Annotated in this window: 18 protein-coding genes; 2 read left to right on the top strand and 16 right to left on the bottom strand. The window is 70.7% G+C overall.

The genetic code is table 11. The features are described from left to right. Positions 1–5: 5 nt before the first annotated feature. The 10 genes from AB0M39_RS22030 to AB0M39_RS21985 all read right to left on the bottom strand — a co-directional run bounded on the left by AB0M39_RS22030 (position 6) and on the right by AB0M39_RS21985 (position 13,075). Positions 6–4,076 carry a molybdopterin-dependent oxidoreductase gene (locus AB0M39_RS22030; protein ID WP_365366914.1) on the bottom strand — a complete coding sequence of 1,357 codons (4,071 nt, stop codon included), beginning with the start codon at positions 4,074–4,076 and terminating at the stop codon, positions 6–8. A gap of 276 nt (positions 4,077–4,352) precedes the next feature. Then, a complete protein-coding gene (locus AB0M39_RS22025; protein ID WP_365366855.1) occupies positions 4,353–5,966 on the bottom strand; it encodes an alkaline phosphatase D family protein in 1,614 nt (537 codons plus the stop codon). A 354-nt stretch (positions 5,967–6,320) separates the two neighbouring features. After that, entirely contained in the window at positions 6,321–7,991 is a 1,671-nt protein-coding gene (locus tag AB0M39_RS22020) for a multicopper oxidase family protein (protein ID WP_365366853.1), read from the bottom strand. Positions 7,992–8,428: 437 nt separating this feature from the next. Next, on the bottom strand, positions 8,429–8,836 hold the full coding sequence (locus tag AB0M39_RS22015) for a hypothetical protein (protein WP_365366851.1): 408 nt from the start codon (positions 8,834–8,836) through the stop codon (positions 8,429–8,431). A 273-nt stretch (positions 8,837–9,109) separates the two neighbouring features. Continuing rightward, on the bottom strand, positions 9,110–9,772 hold the full coding sequence (locus AB0M39_RS22010) for a hypothetical protein (RefSeq protein ID WP_365366848.1): 663 nt from the start codon (positions 9,770–9,772) through the stop codon (positions 9,110–9,112). Between the two features lie 23 nt (positions 9,773–9,795). Next, a complete protein-coding gene (locus tag AB0M39_RS22005) occupies positions 9,796–10,536 on the bottom strand; it encodes a helix-turn-helix domain-containing protein (protein WP_365366846.1) in 741 nt (246 codons plus the stop codon). A 254-nt stretch (positions 10,537–10,790) separates the two neighbouring features. Further along, positions 10,791–11,405, bottom strand: a complete 615-nt coding sequence (locus AB0M39_RS22000) for a methyltransferase (RefSeq protein WP_365366844.1) — start codon at positions 11,403–11,405, stop codon at positions 10,791–10,793. Next, on the bottom strand, positions 11,402–12,130 hold the full coding sequence (locus AB0M39_RS21995) for a cation transporter (RefSeq protein ID WP_365366841.1): 729 nt from the start codon (positions 12,128–12,130) through the stop codon (positions 11,402–11,404). Before AB0M39_RS21995 ends, AB0M39_RS22000 begins: the two co-directional genes overlap by 4 nt. Next, on the bottom strand, positions 12,130–12,465 hold the full coding sequence (locus tag AB0M39_RS21990) for a metalloregulator ArsR/SmtB family transcription factor (protein WP_365366838.1): 336 nt from the start codon (positions 12,463–12,465) through the stop codon (positions 12,130–12,132). The genes AB0M39_RS21995 and AB0M39_RS21990 overlap by 1 nt, the downstream gene beginning before the upstream one ends. A gap of 193 nt (positions 12,466–12,658) precedes the next feature. Further along, the gene (locus AB0M39_RS21985; RefSeq protein WP_365366836.1) at positions 12,659–13,075 is read right to left on the bottom strand and encodes a thioesterase family protein; all 417 of its coding nucleotides are present in this window, start codon (positions 13,073–13,075) and stop codon (positions 12,659–12,661) included. 199 nt (positions 13,076–13,274) lie between these two features. Between AB0M39_RS21985 and AB0M39_RS21980 the strand changes: the two genes are divergently transcribed. Together AB0M39_RS21980 and AB0M39_RS21975 are read left to right on the top strand one after the other, a co-directional pair. Next, positions 13,275–13,673, top strand: coding sequence for a DUF6221 family protein (locus AB0M39_RS21980; protein ID WP_365366834.1), 399 nt, complete (start codon positions 13,275–13,277; stop codon positions 13,671–13,673). 59 nt (positions 13,674–13,732) lie between these two features. Further along, positions 13,733–13,900, top strand: coding sequence for a hypothetical protein (locus tag AB0M39_RS21975; protein ID WP_365366832.1), 168 nt, complete (start codon positions 13,733–13,735; stop codon positions 13,898–13,900). 111 nt (positions 13,901–14,011) lie between these two features. On the opposite strand, the gene AB0M39_RS21970 is transcribed toward AB0M39_RS21975, so the two are convergent. The 6 genes from AB0M39_RS21970 to AB0M39_RS21945 all read right to left on the bottom strand — a co-directional run bounded on the left by AB0M39_RS21970 (position 14,012) and on the right by AB0M39_RS21945 (position 20,129). Then, positions 14,012–14,497: an SRPBCC family protein gene (locus AB0M39_RS21970; protein ID WP_365366830.1), complete on the bottom strand. Its 486-nt coding sequence runs from the start codon at positions 14,495–14,497 to the stop codon at positions 14,012–14,014. A 51-nt stretch (positions 14,498–14,548) separates the two neighbouring features. Continuing rightward, entirely contained in the window at positions 14,549–15,787 is a 1,239-nt protein-coding gene (locus tag AB0M39_RS21965; protein WP_365366828.1) for a cytochrome P450, read from the bottom strand. Between the two features lie 24 nt (positions 15,788–15,811). Continuing rightward, positions 15,812–17,203 (bottom strand): FAD-dependent oxidoreductase, encoded by a 1,392-nt coding sequence (locus AB0M39_RS21960; protein ID WP_365366826.1) that lies wholly within the window; start codon positions 17,201–17,203, stop codon positions 15,812–15,814. Beyond that, a complete protein-coding gene (locus AB0M39_RS21955) occupies positions 17,193–17,420 on the bottom strand; it encodes a ferredoxin (protein ID WP_365366824.1) in 228 nt (75 codons plus the stop codon). The genes AB0M39_RS21960 and AB0M39_RS21955 overlap by 11 nt, the downstream gene beginning before the upstream one ends. Before the next feature lie 108 nt (positions 17,421–17,528). Next, on the bottom strand, positions 17,529–18,167 hold the full coding sequence (locus tag AB0M39_RS21950; RefSeq protein WP_365366822.1) for a hypothetical protein: 639 nt from the start codon (positions 18,165–18,167) through the stop codon (positions 17,529–17,531). Between the two features lie 165 nt (positions 18,168–18,332). Continuing rightward, on the bottom strand, positions 18,333–20,129 hold the full coding sequence (locus AB0M39_RS21945) for an RICIN domain-containing protein (protein WP_365366820.1): 1,797 nt from the start codon (positions 20,127–20,129) through the stop codon (positions 18,333–18,335). Between the last annotated feature and the right edge of the window lie 98 nt (positions 20,130–20,227).

The raw sequence follows: 20,227 nt of genomic DNA, 5'->3' as shown, positions 1-20,227 counted from the left end.
ATGGATCAGTAGACGTCTCGGACGTAGCGTTTGTCGGCGGCGAGCTGCTTGACGTAGAGCGCCGCTCCCTCCTCATCGAGGCCGCCGTGTGCGACGGCGATGTCGCGCAGGGCGCGGTCGACGTCCTTGGCCATGCGCGCGGCGTCGCCGCACACATAGAAGTGTGCGCCGTCCTGGAGCCAGGACCAGAGCTGGGGGCCGTGCTCGCGGATCCGGTCCTGGACGTAGATCTTGGCGCGCTGGTCGCGCGAGAAGGCGGTGTCGAGGCGGGCGAGGGTGCCGTCGGCGCAGAAGGCGGTCAGCTCGTCCTCGTAGTAGAAGTCGGTGGCGCGGTGCTGTTCGCCGAAGAAGAGCCAGTTGGGGGCGCGGTGGCCGCGCGCCCTGCGTTCTTCGAGGAAGCCGACGAACGGGGCCACCCCGGTCCCCGGACCGACCATCACCATCGGCGTGCCGGGGTCCGTCGGCGGTCGGAAGTGCGGGGAACGCCGTACGAAGACCGGCACGGGCGCGTCGGGCGCGGCATCGGCGAGGAAGGGCGAGCACACTCCCTTGCGGGGGCGGCCGTTGAGGTTCTCGTAGCGGACCACGGACACGGTGAGCGAGACCTGGTGGGGGTCGGTGAGCGGGCTGGAGCATATGGAGTACAGACGGGGCTGGAGGCGTTTGAGGACGTCGGCCCACTCCTGGGCGGTGGCGCGCACCGGGCGCTCGACCACGACGTCGACCGCCTGGCGGCCCCACGACCAGCGGGCCAGCTCGCCCTTGTTGTCGGGGCGCAACAGCTTCTTTAGGTCGCGGTCGCCGGTGCGCTCGGTGACGAATCCCAGCAGGTCGGGGGTGAGCCTGGTGATGTCCAGATGCTCGTGCAGCGCGTCGGCCAGCAGGACGTCGCCGACTCCGGCGACGTCGACGCGAGCGGCGGGGTCGAGGCCGGTGACGGCCAGCCATTCGGCGACGAGGTCGGGGCAGTTGACGGGGTGCACGCCGAGCGCGTCACCGGCCTCGTAGACGAGCGGGGCTTCGCTCTCGCGGGTGTCGAAGGTGAACCGGCGGACCTCCTTGCCGGCGCCCGGGAGGCTGAGCAGCCGGTTTCCGGCCAGGCGGGCGGCGGCGGGGGCCGGCTTGGCGCTGCGTACGGACGGGGGTGCGGCGGCTTGTGCGGCAGCCGGTGCAGGTAGTGTCGGGTTTCCGGTGGGGTCGCCGGTGAGATCGGTGAGATTGGCGAGGACCTGGTCGAGCCAGGCGAGGGCGGAGGGCTCGTAGTCCGGCTCGCAGTCGGCACGGGGAGCCAGGCGTACGCCCCCCAGCTCGTCCAGGCGCTGGTCCAGACGGCGTCCATGGCCGCAGAAGTCGTCGTACGAGGAGTCCCCGAACGCCAGGACCGCATAGCGTCTGCCGTCCATGCGCGGGATGTCGGCGGCGGTCAGCGCGCTCCAGAAGCCGGAGCCGTTGTCGGGTGCGTCGCCGTCGCCGAACGTGCTGGTGATCAGGAGCAGGTCGGCGGCGGGAGGAAGGGCCCTCGGATCGGTGTCGTCCATGCCGACGAGCGCGGCACGGTGTCCCGTCGCGGTGAGCCGGTCGGCGGCAGCGGCGGCGAACTCCTCGGCATTGCCCGTCTGCGAGGCCCACAGGACGACCACCTCGCGGCCCGGTGCGCCGGGTGGCGCCGGTTCCGCCGTGTTCTCGCGGGCACGCGAGTACATGCCCGCGAGAACACCGTTCACCCACCGGGCGTGCTCCTCGCTGAACGGAGCGCCGGCCGGCAGCACCGGAACACCGGGCGCGCCTGCTTCTAGACCGGCGAGGAATCCGACCAGGTACTGGCGTTCGTGCGCGGCGAGGACGGGCGGCGGTGCGCTCTCCAGCCCGAAGACCGAGGCCGCGCCGGGCTGGACGGCGGTCGGCACGATCACCGCCGGCGCGGCGGTGGGGACGTCAGGGGCCGGCGGAGCGACGGCCACCGGCGTGGCGATCTTCGCCAGCGTCACCGCGCACACCTTGAACTCGGGCTGGAAGGAGATCGGGTCCACGGCGTCGCTGGTCACCGCGTTGACGCTCAGGTATTCGCCGAAGAGGTCGTTCCAGTGGAACGGCGCGAAGCAGCATCCCGGCCGGACCCGGTCCGTCACCACGGCGGGCAGCACGGCCCGGCCGCGCCGGGATGCGACCTCGACGGAGTCGCCCTCCCCGATCCCCAGCCTCTCGGCGTCCTCCGGATGGAGTTCGACGAACGGCGTCGGGTTGAGCTTGTTGAGCTTGGGGACCTTTCCGGTCTTGGTGAGGGTGTGCCACTGGTGCTGGAGCCGTCCGGTGTTCAGGACGAACGGGTAGTCGTCGTCCGGCATCTCCGCAGCCGCGATGTGCGGGCGGGCGAAGAAGACGGCCCGTCCGCTCGCCGTAGGGAACACCGGACCGGCGGCGTCCTCCCCCATGTACCGGATGGGGTTGCGGTCCGGTCCGTCAGCGGTCGCCGCGGGCCACTGCACCGGCGTCGTGCGCAGCCGCTCGTAGGTCACACCCCGCAGGTCGTAGCCCGTCTTCGGGTTCGCCGAGCCCTTGATCTCCTCGAAGACCTCCTCGGCGCTGCCGTAGGAGAAGGCATCCGCGTATCCCATCTCGCAGGCGATGCGCGCGATGATCCGCCAGTCCGCGAGCGCCTGTCCCGGCGGGTCGACGGCCGGCTGGGCGAGGGTGAGGTTGCGCTCGCTGTTGATCAGTACGCCCTCGGTCTCGGTCCACAGGGCTCCGGGGAGGACGACGTCGGCGTAGGCGTTGGTCTCGGTGTCGGCGAAGACGTCCTGGGCGATGACGAGCTCGGCCGCCTCCAGCGCTTCGATGACGGTCTTGCGGTTGGCGACCGAGGCGACGGGGTTGGTGCAGATGATCCAGCAGGCCTTGATCTCGCCCTCGGCCATGCGCTGGAACATCTCGACGGTGCCCTTTCCGGAGCCGTCCTTGCGTACGGCGCCGGGCTCGAGGCCCCACAGCTCCTCGATGAAGGCGCGGTCCTCGTCCACCAGCACCGACCGCTGTCCGGGCAGGCCGGGTCCCATGTAGCCCATCTCCCGGCCGCCCATGGCGTTGGGCTGGCCGGTGAGGGAGAACGGGCCGCTGCCCGGGCGGCATATCGCGCCGGTGGCCAGGTGGAGATTGATCAGGGCGTTGGTGTTCCAGGTGCCGTGGGTGGACTGGTTGAGCCCCATGGTCCAGCAGCTCGTCCACTCCCCCGCGGCGCCGATCAACTGCGCTGCCCGGCGGATGTCCGCCTCGGGGATGCCGGTGATCTCGGCGACCGTGGCGGGCGGGTAGTCCGCGAGGAACTCCGGCATGGCCTCCCAGCCCTCGGTGCGGTCCGCGATGAAGGCGGGGTCCGTGTGCCCGTTCTCCACCAGCAGGTGCAGCAGGCCGTTCAGCAGCGCGAGATCCGTTCCGGGCTTGATCTGCAGGAAGAGATCGGCCTTGTCGGCGGTGGCGCTGCGCCGCGGGTCGACGACGATCAGCTTCGCTCCCGCCTTCACCCGTTCCATGAGCCGCAGGAACAGGATGGGATGGCAGTCGGCCATGTTGGAGCCGATGACGAAGAAGACGTCCGCGTGCTCGAAGTCCTGATAGGAACCGGGCGGACCGTCGGCGCCGAGGGACAGCTTGTAGCCGGTGCCCGCGCTCGCCATGCACAGTCGCGAGTTGGACTCGATCTGGTTGGTGCGTATGAACCCCTTGGCGAGCTTGTTCGCCAGATACTGCGCCTCCAGGCTCATCTGCCCGGACACGTAGAACGCGAAGGCGTCCGGACCGTGCTCGTCGATGATCGCCCGCAGCCGCCGAGCCGTGCTCGTGATCGCCTCGTCCACACCGGTGGCGACCGGCTCTGCCCCGCGCTCGTCGCGCACCAGCGCGGTCGTCAGCCGCCCCGGGGCGGCCAGCATGTCGGCCGTCGTCGCGCCCTTGGTGCACAGGCGGCCGAAATTAGCGGGATGCGTCTTGTCGCCGGACGCCTTGAGGACCTTGCGGCGGCCGTCGGGGCCGGACGCGATGTCGAGGACCATTCCGCAGCCCACACCGCAGTACGAGCACACCGTCCGAACCTGGGAGACGGGTGTCGACGTGTCCTGTGGTGGCACCGAAGGGCCTCTCTGTCGAGCGAAGCGTGCCCCCGACGGTACGAAACGCCCATTACGCCGGTGTGACCCCGGCCGATCTTGGACGGTAACGCTCGTCACACACTCGCCGGACCGCGACTGTGAGAATGGGCGAGCGTGCCGGGCCGAGGCTCGCCTCTCGGTCCCCCGGGACACGGCAAGGCGCTGCCGGCGGGATGCCTCAGGACACACCTCGCCGCCGGTCCGCTCGGTTCAGGCAGGCGTGATCCCCGGTGAGCCGACCTCGGTCACGAAGGAGGCGGTGGTGGCGATGGGCGAGCCCGGCGTGGTGACGTGGCTGAGCGTCTTGAAGTCCGCGCGCGCCTGTCGTGTGCCGAGCGTGACGGTGGTGTAGCCGCGGCGGCCGTTGTAGAACTTCAGATGCGGGTTGGCCAGCATGAGGTCGTTCCAGTTGGCGGGCTGGTCGGCGCCGTCTCTGCCGCTCGAGACGGAGGTGGCCACGATCTCGGCGCCGACGGCCCTCGCGTCCGGGGCCTGGTAGTCGCGCTTGATGTCGCAGGCGTGTGCGCGGTGTGCGTCGCCGGAGAGCACCATCAGGTTCTCGACGCCGGCCGCCTCGGCGCCGTCGAGGATGCGGTTGCGGGAGGCCGGGTAGCCGTCCCAGTCGTCCATGCTCACCAGGTAGTCAGCGGTGGGCCTGTCGCGTCGCTCGGCGAAGGGGACCTGTTGCGGCACCACGTTCCACAGCGCGCTCGAGTCGCGCCAGCCGTCGATCAGCCAGCGCTCCTGCGTCGCGCCCGTCATGGTGCGCGACGGGTCGTCGGACTCGGGTCCCGGTGCGTGCCAGCCGTCGCCGTATGCCTGGTCCGAGCGGTACTGGCGGGTGTCGAGTACGTCGAACTGTGCGAGCTGCCCGAAGTGCAGCCGCCGGTAGAGCTGCATGTCGGCGCCCACCGGCAGCTGAGGCGTACGCAGCGGCTGGTTCTCCCAGTAGGCGCGGTAGGCGGCGGCCCTGCGCAGCAGGAACTCCTCCGACGGGACGCTGTTCTCGGGGTCCTCGCCCGCGTAGTTGTTCTCGGTCTCGTGGTCGTCCCAGGTCAGCACGAATGGATGGGCCGCATGCGCGGCCATCAGGTCGGGATCGGACTTGTAGAGCGCGTAGCGCAGCCGGTAGTCCTCGAGGGTGAGCGTCTCACGGTTGAAGAGGGCGGGCAGCTGGCGGTCGGTGTAGTTGCGGTACCCGCCGACGCCGGTCACCGCGTACTCGTAGAGGTAGTCGCCGAGGTGGAAGACGACGTCGAGGTCTTCTTCGGCGAGGTGCCGGTACGCGGTGAAGTAGCCGTCGTAGTACGCCTGGCAGGAGACCGCGGCCAGTCTCAGCTCCCGGATGTCGGCCGAGAGGGCCGGCGCGGTGCGGGTCCGGCCGACCGGGCTGATCCACTCGCCGACGCGGAAGCGGAAGTAGTAGACCCAGTCGTTCTCCAGGCCGTTCAGCTCGAGATGGACGCTGTGGTCGAACTCCGGATCCGCGATCACGGTGCCGCTCTGGGCCACGCGTGTGAACAGCTCGTCGTGCGCCACCTCCCAGCCCACGCTGAGCGGGGCGCGGGGCAGCCCGCTGCCCGGCTCGTACGGGCGGGGCGCGATCCGGGTCCACAGCACGACGGACCCGGGCTGCGGGTCCCCCGAGGCGACCCCGAGCGTGAACGGGTTCTCGGTGATCTCCTTCGCCTTCAGCTCGACGGCGTGCGCGGAGCCGGGGAGATCGACGGCGAAGGCCAGAGCCGCGGTGGCGCCGGCGGTGAGGAACCGGCGGCGGCCGATGTGCCCGGCGGCCGTACGAAGGGCTGACGAAGGGAGGGTCATATATGCCTCGTCTGAAGGGTGTCGGCCGGTGTACGGCCCTCAGGCGGAGGCGAACAGCGCCGCGCCCCGCACGGCCACGGGCCGGAACGACTCCCGCGGGCGACCCAGAGACGTGACGGACTGACACACCGACGAGAGGGATCGGCAGCGGCGATTACGGGGCCGCAGAACGGCCGCCCATGATCGACCGCACTGCTGCAGGATCAGGATCCTCAAGCCGCCCACATGCCGGCCGGTGCACGCGCTGGGCGGCGGCGTGTCCAACCCGTCCGGAGCAAGCGAGGCACGCCCGCCGTTCCCACCCGGCCCATCCGGGGCGTCTCGGCACAGGGTGCTTGGGCGCTGATGTGCGGGTCAGGAGTGGTAGGCGACGGTGGTCATCATGCCGGATTCCGAGTGGTAGAGGTTGTGGCAGTGGAGCATCCACAGGCCGGGGTTGTCGGCGTCGAAGTCGAGGACGAGTTTGTTGTGGGGCAGGACGGTGGCGGTGTCCTTGCGCGCTCCGCCGGCGTCGATGCCGGTGAGGGCGTAGGTGTGGCCGTGGAGATGGACGGGGTGCCACATATCGGTGGCGTTGACGACGATGAATCGTACGCGTTCACCGTGTTCGACGCGCTGGACGCCGTCGGGCGCCTTGGGACGGTGGGCGACGCCCCAGTCGTAGCTCTGCATGCCGCCGGTGAGGGTGAGTTCGAGGGTGCGGTCGGGGGTGCGCCGGTCGAGTGCGACGGATTCGTGAGGCTTGAGCCGACGAGCTGAGGCGAGGACGTCGCGGTACAACTCGCCGGGGCGGGTGCTGGGACTGGGGAGTGCGCCGCCGGCTGTGCGCAGCACGGCCATGGCGGCATCGCCCTTGCCTTCGGCGATTGCGGTGAGCGGGAAGACGCCGTCCTTCGCGGTGATCAGTACGTCGTACCGTTCGCCCATGCCGATGAGCAGGGAGTCGGCCCGGTGGTGGCGTACGGGGAATCCGTCGCTGTGGGTGATCGTCATCCGGTGGCCGCCGAGTGCCACGCGGAACGGTGTCTCGGCGCCCGCGTTGATGAGCCGCAGCCGGATCCGGTCACCGGGTCTGGCCCTGAACTGAGCGGGGTCGTCGGGTGTGCGTCCGTTGATCAGGTAGTGCGGGTAGGCGACATGGCCGGCGGGGCCGCCGAGCAGTGGGCTCCTGCCACCGGTCAACAGCCAGCCGGGTGTCTCGCCGGGCTGCGGTGAGGTGGACGCGCCGTCCCGCGCCGGGGCGTGGGCCCTGCGCGGACCGTGCCTGAGCGTGCTTCCCGCGGAGGGTGTTGCGGTCGGGGATCCGTGGGCGTGCCCGGAGCCGTGGCTCATGCCCGGCTTGCCCTTGCGGAGCCGGTCGAACACGTCCTTGGGGCTGATGCCGCCGATCCCGTCGATCCAGTCGTCCAGCAGGACGATCCATTCCGCGTCGTAGGCGAGGGGCTCGTTGGGATCGTCCACGATCAGCGGCGCGTACATCCCGTGGTCGTTCTGCAGGCCCACGTGCGGGTGGAACCAGTACGTACCGGGGTGCGGCGCTTGGAAGCGGTAGCGGAAGGATCCGCTCGGCTGGATGGACGGCTGTGTCACGTCGGGCACGCCGTCCATGTCGTTGCGCAGGGCGATTCCGTGCCAGTGCACCGTTGTGGGTTCGGGCAGTTGGTTGGCGAGCGTCAGCTCGAGGGTGTCGCCGGCGGTGATCCGCACCTCTCTGCCGGGCAGGTCGCCGTTGTAGGTCGAGGTCCTGACGGTGCGTCCGCCGCCGATCTCGACCGTGGCCGGCGTTGCCTTGAAGGTGAGTCCGCGGACCATTCCCTCGGGGCTGGGGGTCCATGTGGCCCGGACCTTCTTGCCGTCCGCCGAGACCGAGCCTCCGGCCCTGGGGCCGGCGGCCTCCTTTCCCGTGCCGCCCGCGCCGCTGGCCGAGCAACCCGTGAGCAGTGCGGATCCCACTGCGGCAATTCCGGCACCGAGTACGGCACGCCGGGTGGGAGAGTCCGGACGAGTGTGATCCTGCCTGAACATGGTCCTCCGGTCGGTCGCACCTGCGCGCACCCCGCCCCTGCAAGGGGCGGCGCGCCAGGCGGGCCTGGCGCGGCACGAACCAGCATGAAGCACGATGTCGGAAACATACGGTAAGTCGTCATCACACTCTTTGTGGTGCGGGTCGTGTCGCCCGAGCTGGCCGTCGTCTCGGATCCGCCGGTCACGCCCCTGGCCATGTGAAGCCGGCGACCGCCAACGCGCCTGCCGACCTACGCGCTTCTTGACCGCCCCCGCGTGGGCGAGGCTGTGCGGACGGGCGGTCGCGAGCGCGGCGGGGCGGCCGCCGTCGCCTGCCAGGCGCAGTCAGGCAGTGCGGCGCGCTCGGCGGTGAGGTGGAGCTGCGACCTGCTCCCGCCCGGGGAGCGGAGACCGGGCCCGTCAGCCGTCTATGCGATCGGACGACATAGGGGACGTGGTCATCGAGGACGACGCGGCCCCGTGAGCACTGCTTCGAGGGTCTCGCCCTCCATCTCGATGACGATGGCATCGTCTCGCATGCCCGCCGGAAGGTGTGCGTGCTCGTCCGCCCCGCACACGATTCCGGCGCTGCTCGGGCTGATGACGACCGCGCCAAGCCGGGCGGCCAGCTCCGCGATGATGCCGAACACGCCGCCGGCATGCGGGCGCTCGACCAGGATGCCGTTCTCATCGGCGAATATCTCGGCTTCGCTGCCGTCCGAAGCCCGGATCCAGAAAGCCAGGCTCGCGTCCTCGCCTTCCGTGAGCTGCGGATCGCCGACGTCGTACGGTTCCAGAACAGCACGTACCAACGCCAGATCCAGCGGCACGGGCACCTCACCGCCGTCAACGAACTTGTAGATCAACGGGCTCCAGCCCAAGACGCCCCTCCGCCCTCCCGCGGAAGCAGGCTGGAGACAAGCCTGATCCTGCTGACACCGCAGTCGATCACCCGGCGACGCGGTCTCGTCCCCACCGCTGCTCGGGTCCAATCCCCCCAGCGTAGCGCCGAGCCCACCCCATGAGGCCAGCTCCCAGGGTGCGCACGCTCCACCGTCGCCCACGGACCGGACCGCCCAGCGTGCGAGACGATCCGGCACTCCGTTGACGCCACCTACGCCACGTACGCCTCATACGCCTCAGGCGAGTCGGGCGAGGGGCCGGGAGGGGCGTCGCACCACCACGACGCCGACGGCGAGGGCCCAGTACACGACGAGCGCCGCGGTCATGGCCGTATTGCCCCAGCCGACGGCGCTGTAGAACTGGGCGGCGTCCGTCCCGAAGAACAGCGACGGCACGAACGCCAGGTTGATGACAGCAACGGCGTAGGCCGCGCGCCCGGTCCAGCGCGGCAGCACTCCGCTGCGCAGGATGGCGTATCCGGCGGCGGTCAGGAGAACCGCTGTCAGCAGTCTGGCAATCGAGCCGTGCAGCAGCATGTTCGCGTGTGCCAGCGGACCGTCGACAGTCGGGTCGAGTGTTCCGTCGGAGTGCTCCAGGACGACTCCCGCCTCGACCGAGGCCGCGACCAGGGTGACGGTGACGTAGGCCGTCCCGGAGCCGAACACCAGGCTGGCCAGCCACTCGAAGCCGGGGCCCGCGCCGCGGATCAGGTGGCGCAGACCCACCAGGAAGACCAGGAGCGCGCCGCAGGTCAGGATGTTCAGCAGAATCCTGGCGAGGACGTTCGAGGCCGGCGGCGCTCCGGAGTACACGAAGTACAGGGGAACGCCGACCGCGGCGAGTAAGCCCGCCGCTATGCCGCACGCGCCCATCAGGCGTCGAATGCTGGACTCATTCATATCGCTACTCCCTGCCTTGAATTTCACGGGTGTTCGAGCTGCGCCTCGATGCCGTCGAGGAGGCGGTCGAGCCCGCACCGGACGATCGGCGTGACGTCGCCGTCCTCCTCGTCGTCGAAGCCGTCCCCGCCCGCGAGCGAGCACAGGACGGGGAACCGCTCCGGGTCCAGGCGCTCGGCCAGGACCTGGCCGTAGGCGGCGGCGCCCGCCGGGTCGAGTTCGGTGGCCACCCGCGCTAGGTCGCGCACGGCGCTGGAGATGAAGGCGGCCATCGGGACGAGCTCCGCGCGGTCGAGCGCGGAACGGGACAGAGGGCTCAACAGCGCCTCGAACCAAGCCAGTTCGTTCGGGCCCACCGGTGCGCTCAGAGTGGGCGCGTTCGTCATCCACGGGTGGCTCAGATAGAGGTCCCACAGGGCATCGACCCACACCTCGACTTCGGTGCGCCACGTCATGGTGGGGGCGGGCGCCGGCGGGCGGCCGGTGGCGGCGTCGATCATCGCCGCGATGAGCTGGTCTTTGCCGGGGACATGCCGGTACATCGCCATCGCCGTGTACCCCAGCTCGGACGCGACGCGCTGCATCGACAGCGAGTTCAGCCCCTCGGCATCCGCGATGGAGACGGCGGCTTCCACGATCAGCCGGGCACTGAGCCGGGGGCGGGCCTCTGTGGCCCGTTCGGCGTCGGTGCGCCACAGCAGGTCCGCTACCGCGCTCAGGTCGGATACGCCATCGGGCCGACCGCCGGGTTCTTCGCGAGCCATGGATCGATCCCCCTCATGTTTATGAAGCACTAAAAGTATATGACATAAACTGCTGCGCATGCCAAGGCACAGCCTGGCCGCACCGATCGGGCACAGTGTCGGGCGTCGTTCCAGGTGGGACAGGTGGGTGGGGGTCGCTCAGGAGGTTGGGACCGGCGAGGAGAAGGGGTCGGGCGTGTACGCGGTGGACACCGGCGCGGGTTGCCAGTGGCGCGGACGGCGATCCGGGTCAGCGGGGTGTGCGGTGCGGCAGCTCACGCACTCCGACGCCCGACGCCGGGTACGAAGCGCCCGGCCGTGGCGGTGTACGCGGCGTAGGCGCCCGCGTGGGTGCGCGTCAGGTACGGCTCCTTCACCACCCGTACCTGCAGTTGGACGGCGGCGACGAGCGCGGCCAGGGTCAGGACGGCGACCGCGTTGGGGACCATCAGCGCCAGGCCGGCGGCGGTCGCGGTCATCGCGGTGAAGACCGGGTTGCGGACCAGGGCGAAGACGCCGCCGGTGACCAGGGCGGTGCGCTCGCCGTCCTTCACACCCACCCGCCAGGAGGCGCCCATGGCGCCCTGCGCGGCCGTGGTGGCTGCGATGCCCACCAGAGCGACGGCCAGTCCGGCCCACCGGACGGCCGCGCCCCCGGTGGCCGCAAGGTTGCCCAGACCCGCCAGCGCGGCGACCGGGGCGGCGGCGCCGCCCAGCAGCGCGAGGACGAACAGCACTCCGGCCCACCAGGATGCCGAGCCGGGCGGTCCGGAGATCCCACGGAAGCCCGCGTCACCGGTCCGTCGGCGCTGGACGGCAGCCCGTATCCCGAAGGCGTACCCCGCCCACCCTGCGTACAGGACGAGCGCCGTCGACGCCCAGCCGGTCACCGGGCCGACTCCGGTCCGGCGGGGCAGCACGAGCAGCCGGACCCGCAGCCGCACCCGTCGGCCTGCGCCGCCGGAACGCCGCCTCCGGCTGTCGGCGCGCAGCAGCCCTTGCCCTGCCAGGCGTCGCGGCCTTCCTTGGCGGCGACGGCGGCGATCACGAGGGCGGCGATCGGGTCGGCCCAGGACCAGCCGAGCGCGGCGTTGAGGACCAGCCCGACCAGCAGGACGGCGGACAGATAGGTGCACAGCAGGGTCTGCTTGGAGTCGGCGACCGCCGAGGCGGAGCCGAGTTCGCGGCCCGCCTTGCGCTGGGCGGCGGACAGGAACGGCATGACCGCCAGCGAGAGGGCGGCGATGACGATGCCGGGGATGGAGCGCTCGGCCTCGCCCGTGCCGGTCAGCGCCCGGATCGAGTCGAGGGCGACGTAGGCGGCGAGCACGAAGAAGGAGACGGCGATGATCCGCAGGGTGGTCTTCTCGCGCGCCTCGCGCACGGCGTGGTCGCGGGCGGAGAACTGCCAGGCCACCGCGGCCGCGGAGGACACCTCGATGATCGAGTCCAGGCCGAAGCCGATCAGCGCGGTGGAGGAGGCGATGGCGCCGGCCGTGATGGCCACGATCGCCTCGATCACGTTGTAGGCGATCGTGGCGGCGACCAGCAGCCGTATTCGCCGGGCGAGCGCGTCGCGGCGGGCCGGGGACGGGCCCAGCGAGATCGCCGCCATCAGCAGCAGCCCTTCTCGTCCGCCTCGACGCAGGTCCGGTCGGTCTCCACCGCGACGACGGCGGTGCGCAGGTCGTCCAGCGCGTGGCCGAGGCGCTCGTCGGCGAGCTCGTAGCGGGTGCGGCGGCCGACCGGGACGGCGGCGACCAGGCCGCAGTCGCGCAGGCACGCGAGGTGGTTGGAGAGCCGGGTGCGCGAGATGCCCAGCGTCTCGGCCAGGTCGGCCGGGTGGGCCGGGGCCTCGCGCAGGGCGAGCAGGATGCGGCAGCGGATCGGGTCTGCGAGCGCGCGGCCGAACCGCGCGAGGACCTCGATCTCGGAGGCGATAGTCAGCACGCTACGACAGTACAGCGATGCATGGATTCAGGAAACCATGAACTAAGAAGCTCCGATGGAGGCCCAGCGCATCCGCCGTGGCGGCGACCAGCCGGGAGATACCGGCAGTGGCCATCGGATCGTACGGACCGATCAGCCCCGGTCCGTACGATCCGCTGCCGGGCGTCGCTCCCACCGACGCCCGCCCCCGTCGTCAGCCGCTGAGCAGGTCCGGGTTGTCGGCCAGCGCGGCCAGGTGCGCCTTCGGGTCGGCGATCAAGCGGCGAGTCGACAAGTCGAGCATCCCCGCCACGCCGGAGATCTCGGCGGCAAGCGTGCCGTCGTCCTTGACGATCTGCTGCACGACCCGGAAGGTCTTGCCCTCGCCATAGACGAACTGGCAGGTCACCCGCACCCGATCGCCGCCGCGCAGCTCACGCGCGTACTTCACCGTCACCTCGAGCGCGACCGGACCCACCCCGCTGGCCAGCAGCTTCTCCTGCGGCAGACCGGCGGCCCGCAGCAGCTCCCACCTCGCATGCTCGGCGTATTGGAGGTACACGGCCTGGTTGAGGTGGCCCTGCGTGTCGAGTTCGTAACCACGCACGGTGATGTCTACGGAATACGTCATGAACGCCACAACAGCACCGCGCTCTTCCGGCATTCCCGCGGGGGCGCGTTGAGGCGCCATGGATATATCCGCCCACCCGGAGCGCCCCCTCCGGGGCCCGCGCCCCTGCTAGGCGGCAATTGGATCACCGGGCCAAGGTTCCCCCACAATGACGCGGGGTAGTGAGCGCACATCACGTCGCGAGAGGAAACGCCGTCGCATGGCAGGCAATACGGACATGGTGACCTTCATCGAGGCGCGGCTTGCCGAGGAGGAACAAGTCGCGCGGGACGCCGGAGGCGCCAGCTGGCGGTGCCCGGCCGATGTGCCCGGCGAGGTCCACGACAGGACCTCCGGCATCGCGTTCACGGTCAGAGGCGCGGGCTACGACCAGCACATCGCGCTCCAGGACCCGGCCCGTACGCTCACCCGCATCGAGACCAACCGCGTCCTGCTCGGCGAGTACACCGAGGTGGCCGCCCGCGACACCGACCGTCCGGACGACGACTACACGTCCGGCCGCGCCGTGGGACTCGGCTTCGCAGTACGTCAATTGGCTGCCGAATACGCCTGGCACCCCGACTACAAAGCGAAGTGGCTCCCTCGATTCATCCGATAGCGACCGCATAGGCGTAAGCCGCCGAACGGTGGGACGCTCCACCAGCGTCCCCCTGCTCCTTGGCCGTTGGCAGCCTCAACGCCGGGAAGACATCGCGCTCCAGTGATCGCGCGCCCAGATCACGTCTGGAGAGCCAGTGGCACCAGGGCAACGAGGCCGCCACGGAGGATCTGCGGATCGCGCTGCGGCAGTACCGGTCCTTCTTCGACCGGCTGCTGACGACCTGACGGGCCCCACCCGAGGCACAGGCCCACCCGACACACGGGCCCACCCGAGGCACGGGCCCACCCGAGGCGCCGCGAAAACGGGTGAGCCGCACGGCATGCGACGGTCAGCGGTCAGCGAGAAGTCGTCCGCGTTCCGCCGTCGAGGGTGCGGCCGGCGCCTCCGCCGTGCTCGCGCACCGCGATCCGGGCCAGCTTCGTGAGCATCATGCCGTTGCGGATCGCGACGACGTAGTCCACCGGGAGTCCGTGCATCCGGGTCCCGGGGCCCCGAAGGGGGTGCCAGTCGAGGACGACGAGCGTGTGCTCGCCCCACGGGATCAGGTTCATGGCGATACGGGCGGCGCCGAAGGGATCTGCCTTCGCTTCGAGCTCCAAACGCCGCTGCGGATCGCAGATGCGGACGACACAGGTGTCTTCGAGGGTCAGAGAGCCGACGCCGACTCGGACGCGCAGCCGGGCGCCTACGTCCGGCCAGTGCGGGTCCGCGGCGAGGACCTGCTGGGTTCCGGTCACCCACTCCCCATAGCGATGGCCGTCGGACAGCAGGCTCCAGACCTCGGCCGGCGAGCTCAGGATCAGACGGCGGTTCCGGGCCACGCCGGCCACGCTCCTTCCAGACGGTCTCGGCTCGGGCGCATCTCACCGCTCCTAGGGGCGGATTCCGTCGCAGGCGATGGGCAGATGGCGAGGCCCGCGCAGCACGGCGTTCTGCCGGTACGGAGGCGGGTCCTCGATCAGCCGTGGGTTCTCCAGCCTGCGGGCCAGCTCCGACAGCGCGAACTGGGCCTCCAGTCGGGCGAGCGGCGCCCCGAAGCAGCTGTGGATGCCGCTGCCCAGGCCGAGGTGCTGGATGTCCGGGCGGTCCGGGTCGAAGCGATCCGGGTTCTCGAAGCGCTGCGGGTCGCGGTTGCCTGACGCCAGGACCAGCCAGAGGGAGGCGCCCTTGGGGATGGTGACGCCGCGCACGTCGATGTCGGCGAGGGTGGTGCGCTGCGGCACGAGCTGCACCGGCGGCTCGAAGCGCAGCAGCTCCTCGACGATGGGCACGGCCAGCCGCGGATCCGCGCGCAGCCGTTGCAGGACGTCGGGGTTGCGCAGCAGGGTCAGCATTCCGTTGGTGACGAGGTTGACGGTGGTCTCGTGCCCTGCGATCAGCAGCAGAGCCGCGGTGCTGAGGAGTTCCATCGTGGTCATCGCGCCGTCCGGGCCCTTGGCCGTCGCCAGTTCGGAGAGCATGTCGTCTCCGGGCTTCTTGCGGCGCTCCTCGATCAGGCCGGCGAGGTACATGCCGAGCTGCATGCGGGCGTCGTGCGACTCCTTGCCCCGCTCGGCGGGGTCCGCGTCCGGGTCGGGGTCCAGGCTCGCGGCGATGGTGTCCGCCCAGCTGTGGAAGCTCGCCTCGTCCTCGCGCGGAACCCCGAGCAGCCGGCAGATCACCGTGACCGGGAAGGGGTACGAGAACTGGTCCACCAGGTCGATCCGGCTCGGGTCGCCGATGCCGTCGATGAGGCCGGAGACGATGCCGTGGAGCTCTTCGCGCATCCCGTCGACTCGGTGAGGGGAGTGCGGCGGGCCGAAGGGCCGGTTGGTCATGCGTCGCAGCCGGTCGTGTTCCGGCGGGTCGAGCCGGAGGAAGCTGGGCGGCAGGGCGGTCTGCTCGTCCTGGGAGGACTCGGCCAGCGGGTCGTGGGCGGTCGAGGCCAGATTGCGGGCGTCGGAGCTGATCCGAGGGTCGTGCAGGAGGCTGCGGATCTCGTAGTAGGTGCTGATGACGTACGGCCCGTCGGCTTCGTGGTGGACCGGCGTCTTCCGCAGCTCTTCGTAGATGGGGTACGGGTTGGCACGGTTGGCGTAGTCCAGGATCTGGTGCAGCGGGGATTGCGTCATGGCGAGTCCTCGTGGCCGTGCGGGTCAGTGCGCAGGGGTGAACGTCAGCCGGCGGTCGGCCGGCGAGTATCCGCTGAGGGTCACGGTGGGGCCGTGAGTGGGGATCGACGGGTCGGGGAAGTCCGCGTCCATCGGCTGCTCTCCGTCCGTGCGCCGGTCGACCGTGGCGAACGGCGGCGGGAACGGCGCCGTGGTCTCGATCAGCTCCTGGTAGAACGGCAGCCACCGGCCGTGGTCGAAGGCGACCGCGCCGATGACGCGCCCCTGGTACCCGTAGACGCCGACGAAGCCGCGGCCCTTGAGCGAGCCCTGCGAGATGAGGATCTCCGTCCCCAGCGACGGCACGCCGACCGACTTGATGTTGACTCCGAACTGCGAGGACCAGAAGGCCGGCATCCACAGGTGAGGGAGACGGTCGGCGCTCTCGCTGAGCATGTTGTGCGCCGCGGTCTCGGCCTGGGCGACGGCGTTGCCCCAGTGCTCCAGGGACAGGAACTGGTAGCCGAACAGGGCGTGCGGGGAGCGGGCGACGTCGCCCGCCACATAGATGTCGTCGGTCACGATCCCGCGGATGTCGAAGGCGCGGCAGCCGGCGTCGCACGCGATGCCGCGGGGGCCCGCCCCGAGGCCGGATCCGGCGAGCCAGTCGGTGTTGCGGGTGGCGCCGAGCGAGACGACGACCACGTCGGTCTCCACGGTGGAGCCGTCGGACAGATGCGCGGCGCGCACCCGTCCCGCGGAGTCGCCCTCCAGCGCGGTCACCATGACGCCGCACCGCAGGTCCACGTCGTGCGCGCGATGCATCTCGGCGGCGACCGCGCCGACTACTCCGCCGAGCGCGCCGACCAGGGGCGCGGCGCCGCGCTCGGCGACGGTGACGGGGAGGCCGCGTTCGCGGCAGGCGGAGGCGATCTCGGAGCCGGTGAAGCCGGCGCCGATGACGAAGACCCGCTTGGGGGCCTCGCCGAGCCGCCGTGCGAGCGCGGCGGCGTCGTCGCGGGTCCGCAGCACGAAGACGCCGTCGAGTTCCGCCTCGGCTGCGCGCGGCCAGGGCCTCGCCCGTACGCCGGTGGCGATGAGGAGCCGGTCGTACGGCACCTCGTCGCCGTCGGCCAGTCGCACCCGTTTGGCGGCCATGTCCAGGCCGGCGGCGGCGACGCCGAGCCGCCAGGTGGCGTCGACGGACCGGGTCCTGGGCAGCGCGGTGCGGTCGGCGGTCGCCTTGCCCAGCAGCACCTGCTTGGACAGCGGGGGTCGGTCGTACGGCTCGTAGGGCTCGTCGCCGATCATGGTCAGGGAGCCCGCGAAGCCCTTGTCGCGCAGGGTCTCGGCAGCCCGCAGGCCCGCCAGCGAGGCGCCGACGACGACGATGCGGCCTTCGCGCTTGAGCCGTTCCAGCGATCCGTCACCGTTCACCGGACACCGCCTCGGCCGGGGCGTCCACCGCGTCGACCAGGATGGCCTGGACGGGGCAGGCCGCGGCGGCCTGTGCCAGCTTCTCGCGCTGTGCCTCGTCGGCCTCCGGGTCGTACAGCAGCGCCTCCTCGCCGTGCATGGCGAAGATCTCGGGGGCGAGAAACGCGCACTGCGCATACCCCTGACAGCGGTTCAGATCGACGACAACCCTTACCAACGGATCTGTCCTCTCCAATGGCCCGGTCAAGCCCTTCCGACCACCCTCGACGGCCGGAGGGGATGCGGCGACGAGGGAGAGTCCGTTGGAGTGAACGGTGCGGCCGGCTCAGCTCGGAGCGGCGGGCTGTGGCCCGGTGCCGCGCCGGCCCCACAGGATGTTCAGGCTGACGATCAGCGCCCAGGCCGGGAAGACCAGCTCGGACCAGGGCAGGGACGCGCCCAGCACGAGCAGCGCCAGGCCCGCCAGGTAGCCGAGGACGACGAGGGGGCGCGGGAGGGCGCCGAGTCGTCGGCCGATGGCGGAGGTGGTGAAGATGAACACGGCCGCCATCCGCATCGCGTACGTGGTGAGCAGGGTGTAGGCGAAGTGGCGGCCGAACGGGGAAGGCTGCTGGCCCTCGTCGAGCACGGTGGTCGCCGCCGCGGCGCTGCAGAACAGGGTGGCGACGAAGACCAGGCCGCTGCCGATGAACACGGTGGAGACGAAGCGGTCCTCTCCCTCGCCTCCTTGCTCGCGCAGGGCGCCCATGAACCACAGGAAGGCGATCCCGGCGAAGGGCAGCAGCGCCAGCGCCGTCCGCACGGCGCTGCGCTGCCCGTCGTCGACGGTCATGTCGGTCCCGCCTGCGCCGCCGGGCAGGGCGATGCGCACCAGGACGATCGCCGCGGCCATCAGAACCGCGAACACGACTCCGGCGATCCCTGCGGCCCGGGGCGTCCCAAGGCGCTCCTGCTTCCGCTGCATGGTTCCTCGCTTTCTGTCTGCACCTCTTCCGTACAGACATCAGCGATCTGGGGCTCGCGCCACCGGAGCCGCCCAGAGGGAGGACCGCGGCGCCCGTCGGCCTCCTGGCGGGCGCCGCGCTTCGGAGCCCGCCTCAGGGCGCCCTGAGGCGGGTCGGCAGACGGATCAGCGTGCCGTCTTGGACCACTTCTCGTCCGGTGCGCCGTTGCAGGTCCACTGGATCAGCTGGGATCCCTTGGTCGCGTGGGAGCCGAGGCCGAGGCACTTGCCCGAGTAGACGTTGCGCAGCTCGTGCGTGCCCGGGTCGTACCACCACTTCTCGTCCACCGCGCCGTTGCAGGTGTACTGCACCATGCCCGCCCCGTCGGCGAGGCTCGAAGCGGGGCCCATGCACTTGCCCGAGTACGCGTTCTGCAGGAAATAGGCGCGCTTGCCGTCGGCGTCGGTGGTGTCCTCGAACACCCACCGTTCGTCCTGGGCGTTGGTGCATCCCCACTGGATGACCTTCGAACCGTTCGTGATCTTGTTGCCCGCGCCGGCGCACAGTGCGCTGTAGTCGTTGCTGAGGTAGACCGCGCTGTCGGCCCGCCGTGGCAGCAGGGAGAAGACGACGCGATGATTGGTCTGTTCGTTGCTGCCCCACAGACGGCCCGAGCTGGGCGCGTAGGACAGGTTCTGGGTCAGAGCCGGTGCGCGGGTCAGCACCGACGCGCGCTCGCCCGGTCGGGCCTGGTAGACGCAGGAGTAGCTGAGTGCGTCTCCGGGCCGGGGATCTCCCATGTAGCCGACGGGGCACTCGGCGGACAGGTAGTAGTACGTGCCGTCGGTGGCCACTCCCTGGAGCTGGCGAACGGGGGCGACATGGGCGGACGTCGCGGTGACCGGGGCAGTGCCCCCTTCGCCGATGGACGCGAGGGGCCAGGTGATCACCCGCGCCGGACGCGTGTCGATCTCTTCTTCCTTGTGCTCGAACACCTTCTCCGTGGAGTTGCTCCGGTACTCCCCGGACACCAGGCTCCCGCTGCTGCGGTCCACGCTCAGGGAGCTCAGGCACGCGATGAGGCCTTCACAGGCACGGACGGCCTTCCTGCCGGGGTGCGCCTGCTCCCAAGCGGTTTCCTGGGCCTTGGTCTGGTACCCGTAGCGGGCGACCATCGGCAGGGCCCACTGGTGATGGCCCGCCGACGACACACCGCCCTTGATCCCCACCTCCGGGGAGAGGGAGTTCACCTTCCACAGATGGTTCAGGTCGTAGATCTGCAGCTCGCCGCCGTTGGCCACGAACAGCCTGTTCCCGTACCACGCCATGCCGTCGGCGTGGACGTTGTCGACCGCCTGGAAGCCGGGGTCGGTCCGGCTGCCCTGGGGCCTGACGAGCAGCACATGCCCGTAGCTCCAGTCCTTGCCGGTCGACTCGAGTATGGAGACACGGGCCTTCTTGTCGCGGTCGGTCGCCCCATTGCCGTGGCCGTAGTACCAGGCCTGCATATACAGGTGACGGCCGCCCACCGTGCCGCTCGCCTCTGCGTCGTGCGAGGCCGTCAGGCCTTGCGGATGCCAGCCCCCGGCGTCGTTGTAGGCGCTGGTGGCGTCATCCGTCTTGTCCCAGCAGAAGCCGTTGTACTTGTACGTGCCGTTGATGCCGGTCGTATGGCACAGATTCCGGCCGGTGTGCTGCCGCGACTGGGCGATGCTCGGCACCGACGCTCTGGTGACGGCCTTCGTCGCCTCTGCGCCCTCGATCACCGAGCGGGCCGTCTGGTCCCCGAGCTGTCCGGGGTCGACGCCCGGTATCTCGCGCGGATAGAGGACGAAGGCGGAGTGGTCGACCTTCTCGAACCGTCCATCCTCGGGGGCGGCAGCGGCCTGCTGCGTACCCGTCAGGATGGCCGCCAGGGAGGACAGCGCGACCAGTGCCGCGCTGAGCCGGACCCGGCGGTGCGTACGTATGTTCAACTTCATAGGAGGAGACAGTAGTTGGCGGGGCGGACACAGCGTCATAGGCGCACGCACGCCCGTCTGCCCGTGTGGGCGGCGCGGCGGCCGATCCGACGAGATGG

The sequence above is a fragment of the Streptomyces sp. NPDC051907 genome (genome assembly GCF_040681075.1).
In the GTDB taxonomy this organism is placed as follows: domain Bacteria; phylum Actinomycetota; class Actinomycetes; order Streptomycetales; family Streptomycetaceae; genus Streptomyces.
This window is presented reverse-complemented; position numbering and strand designations above follow the sequence as displayed.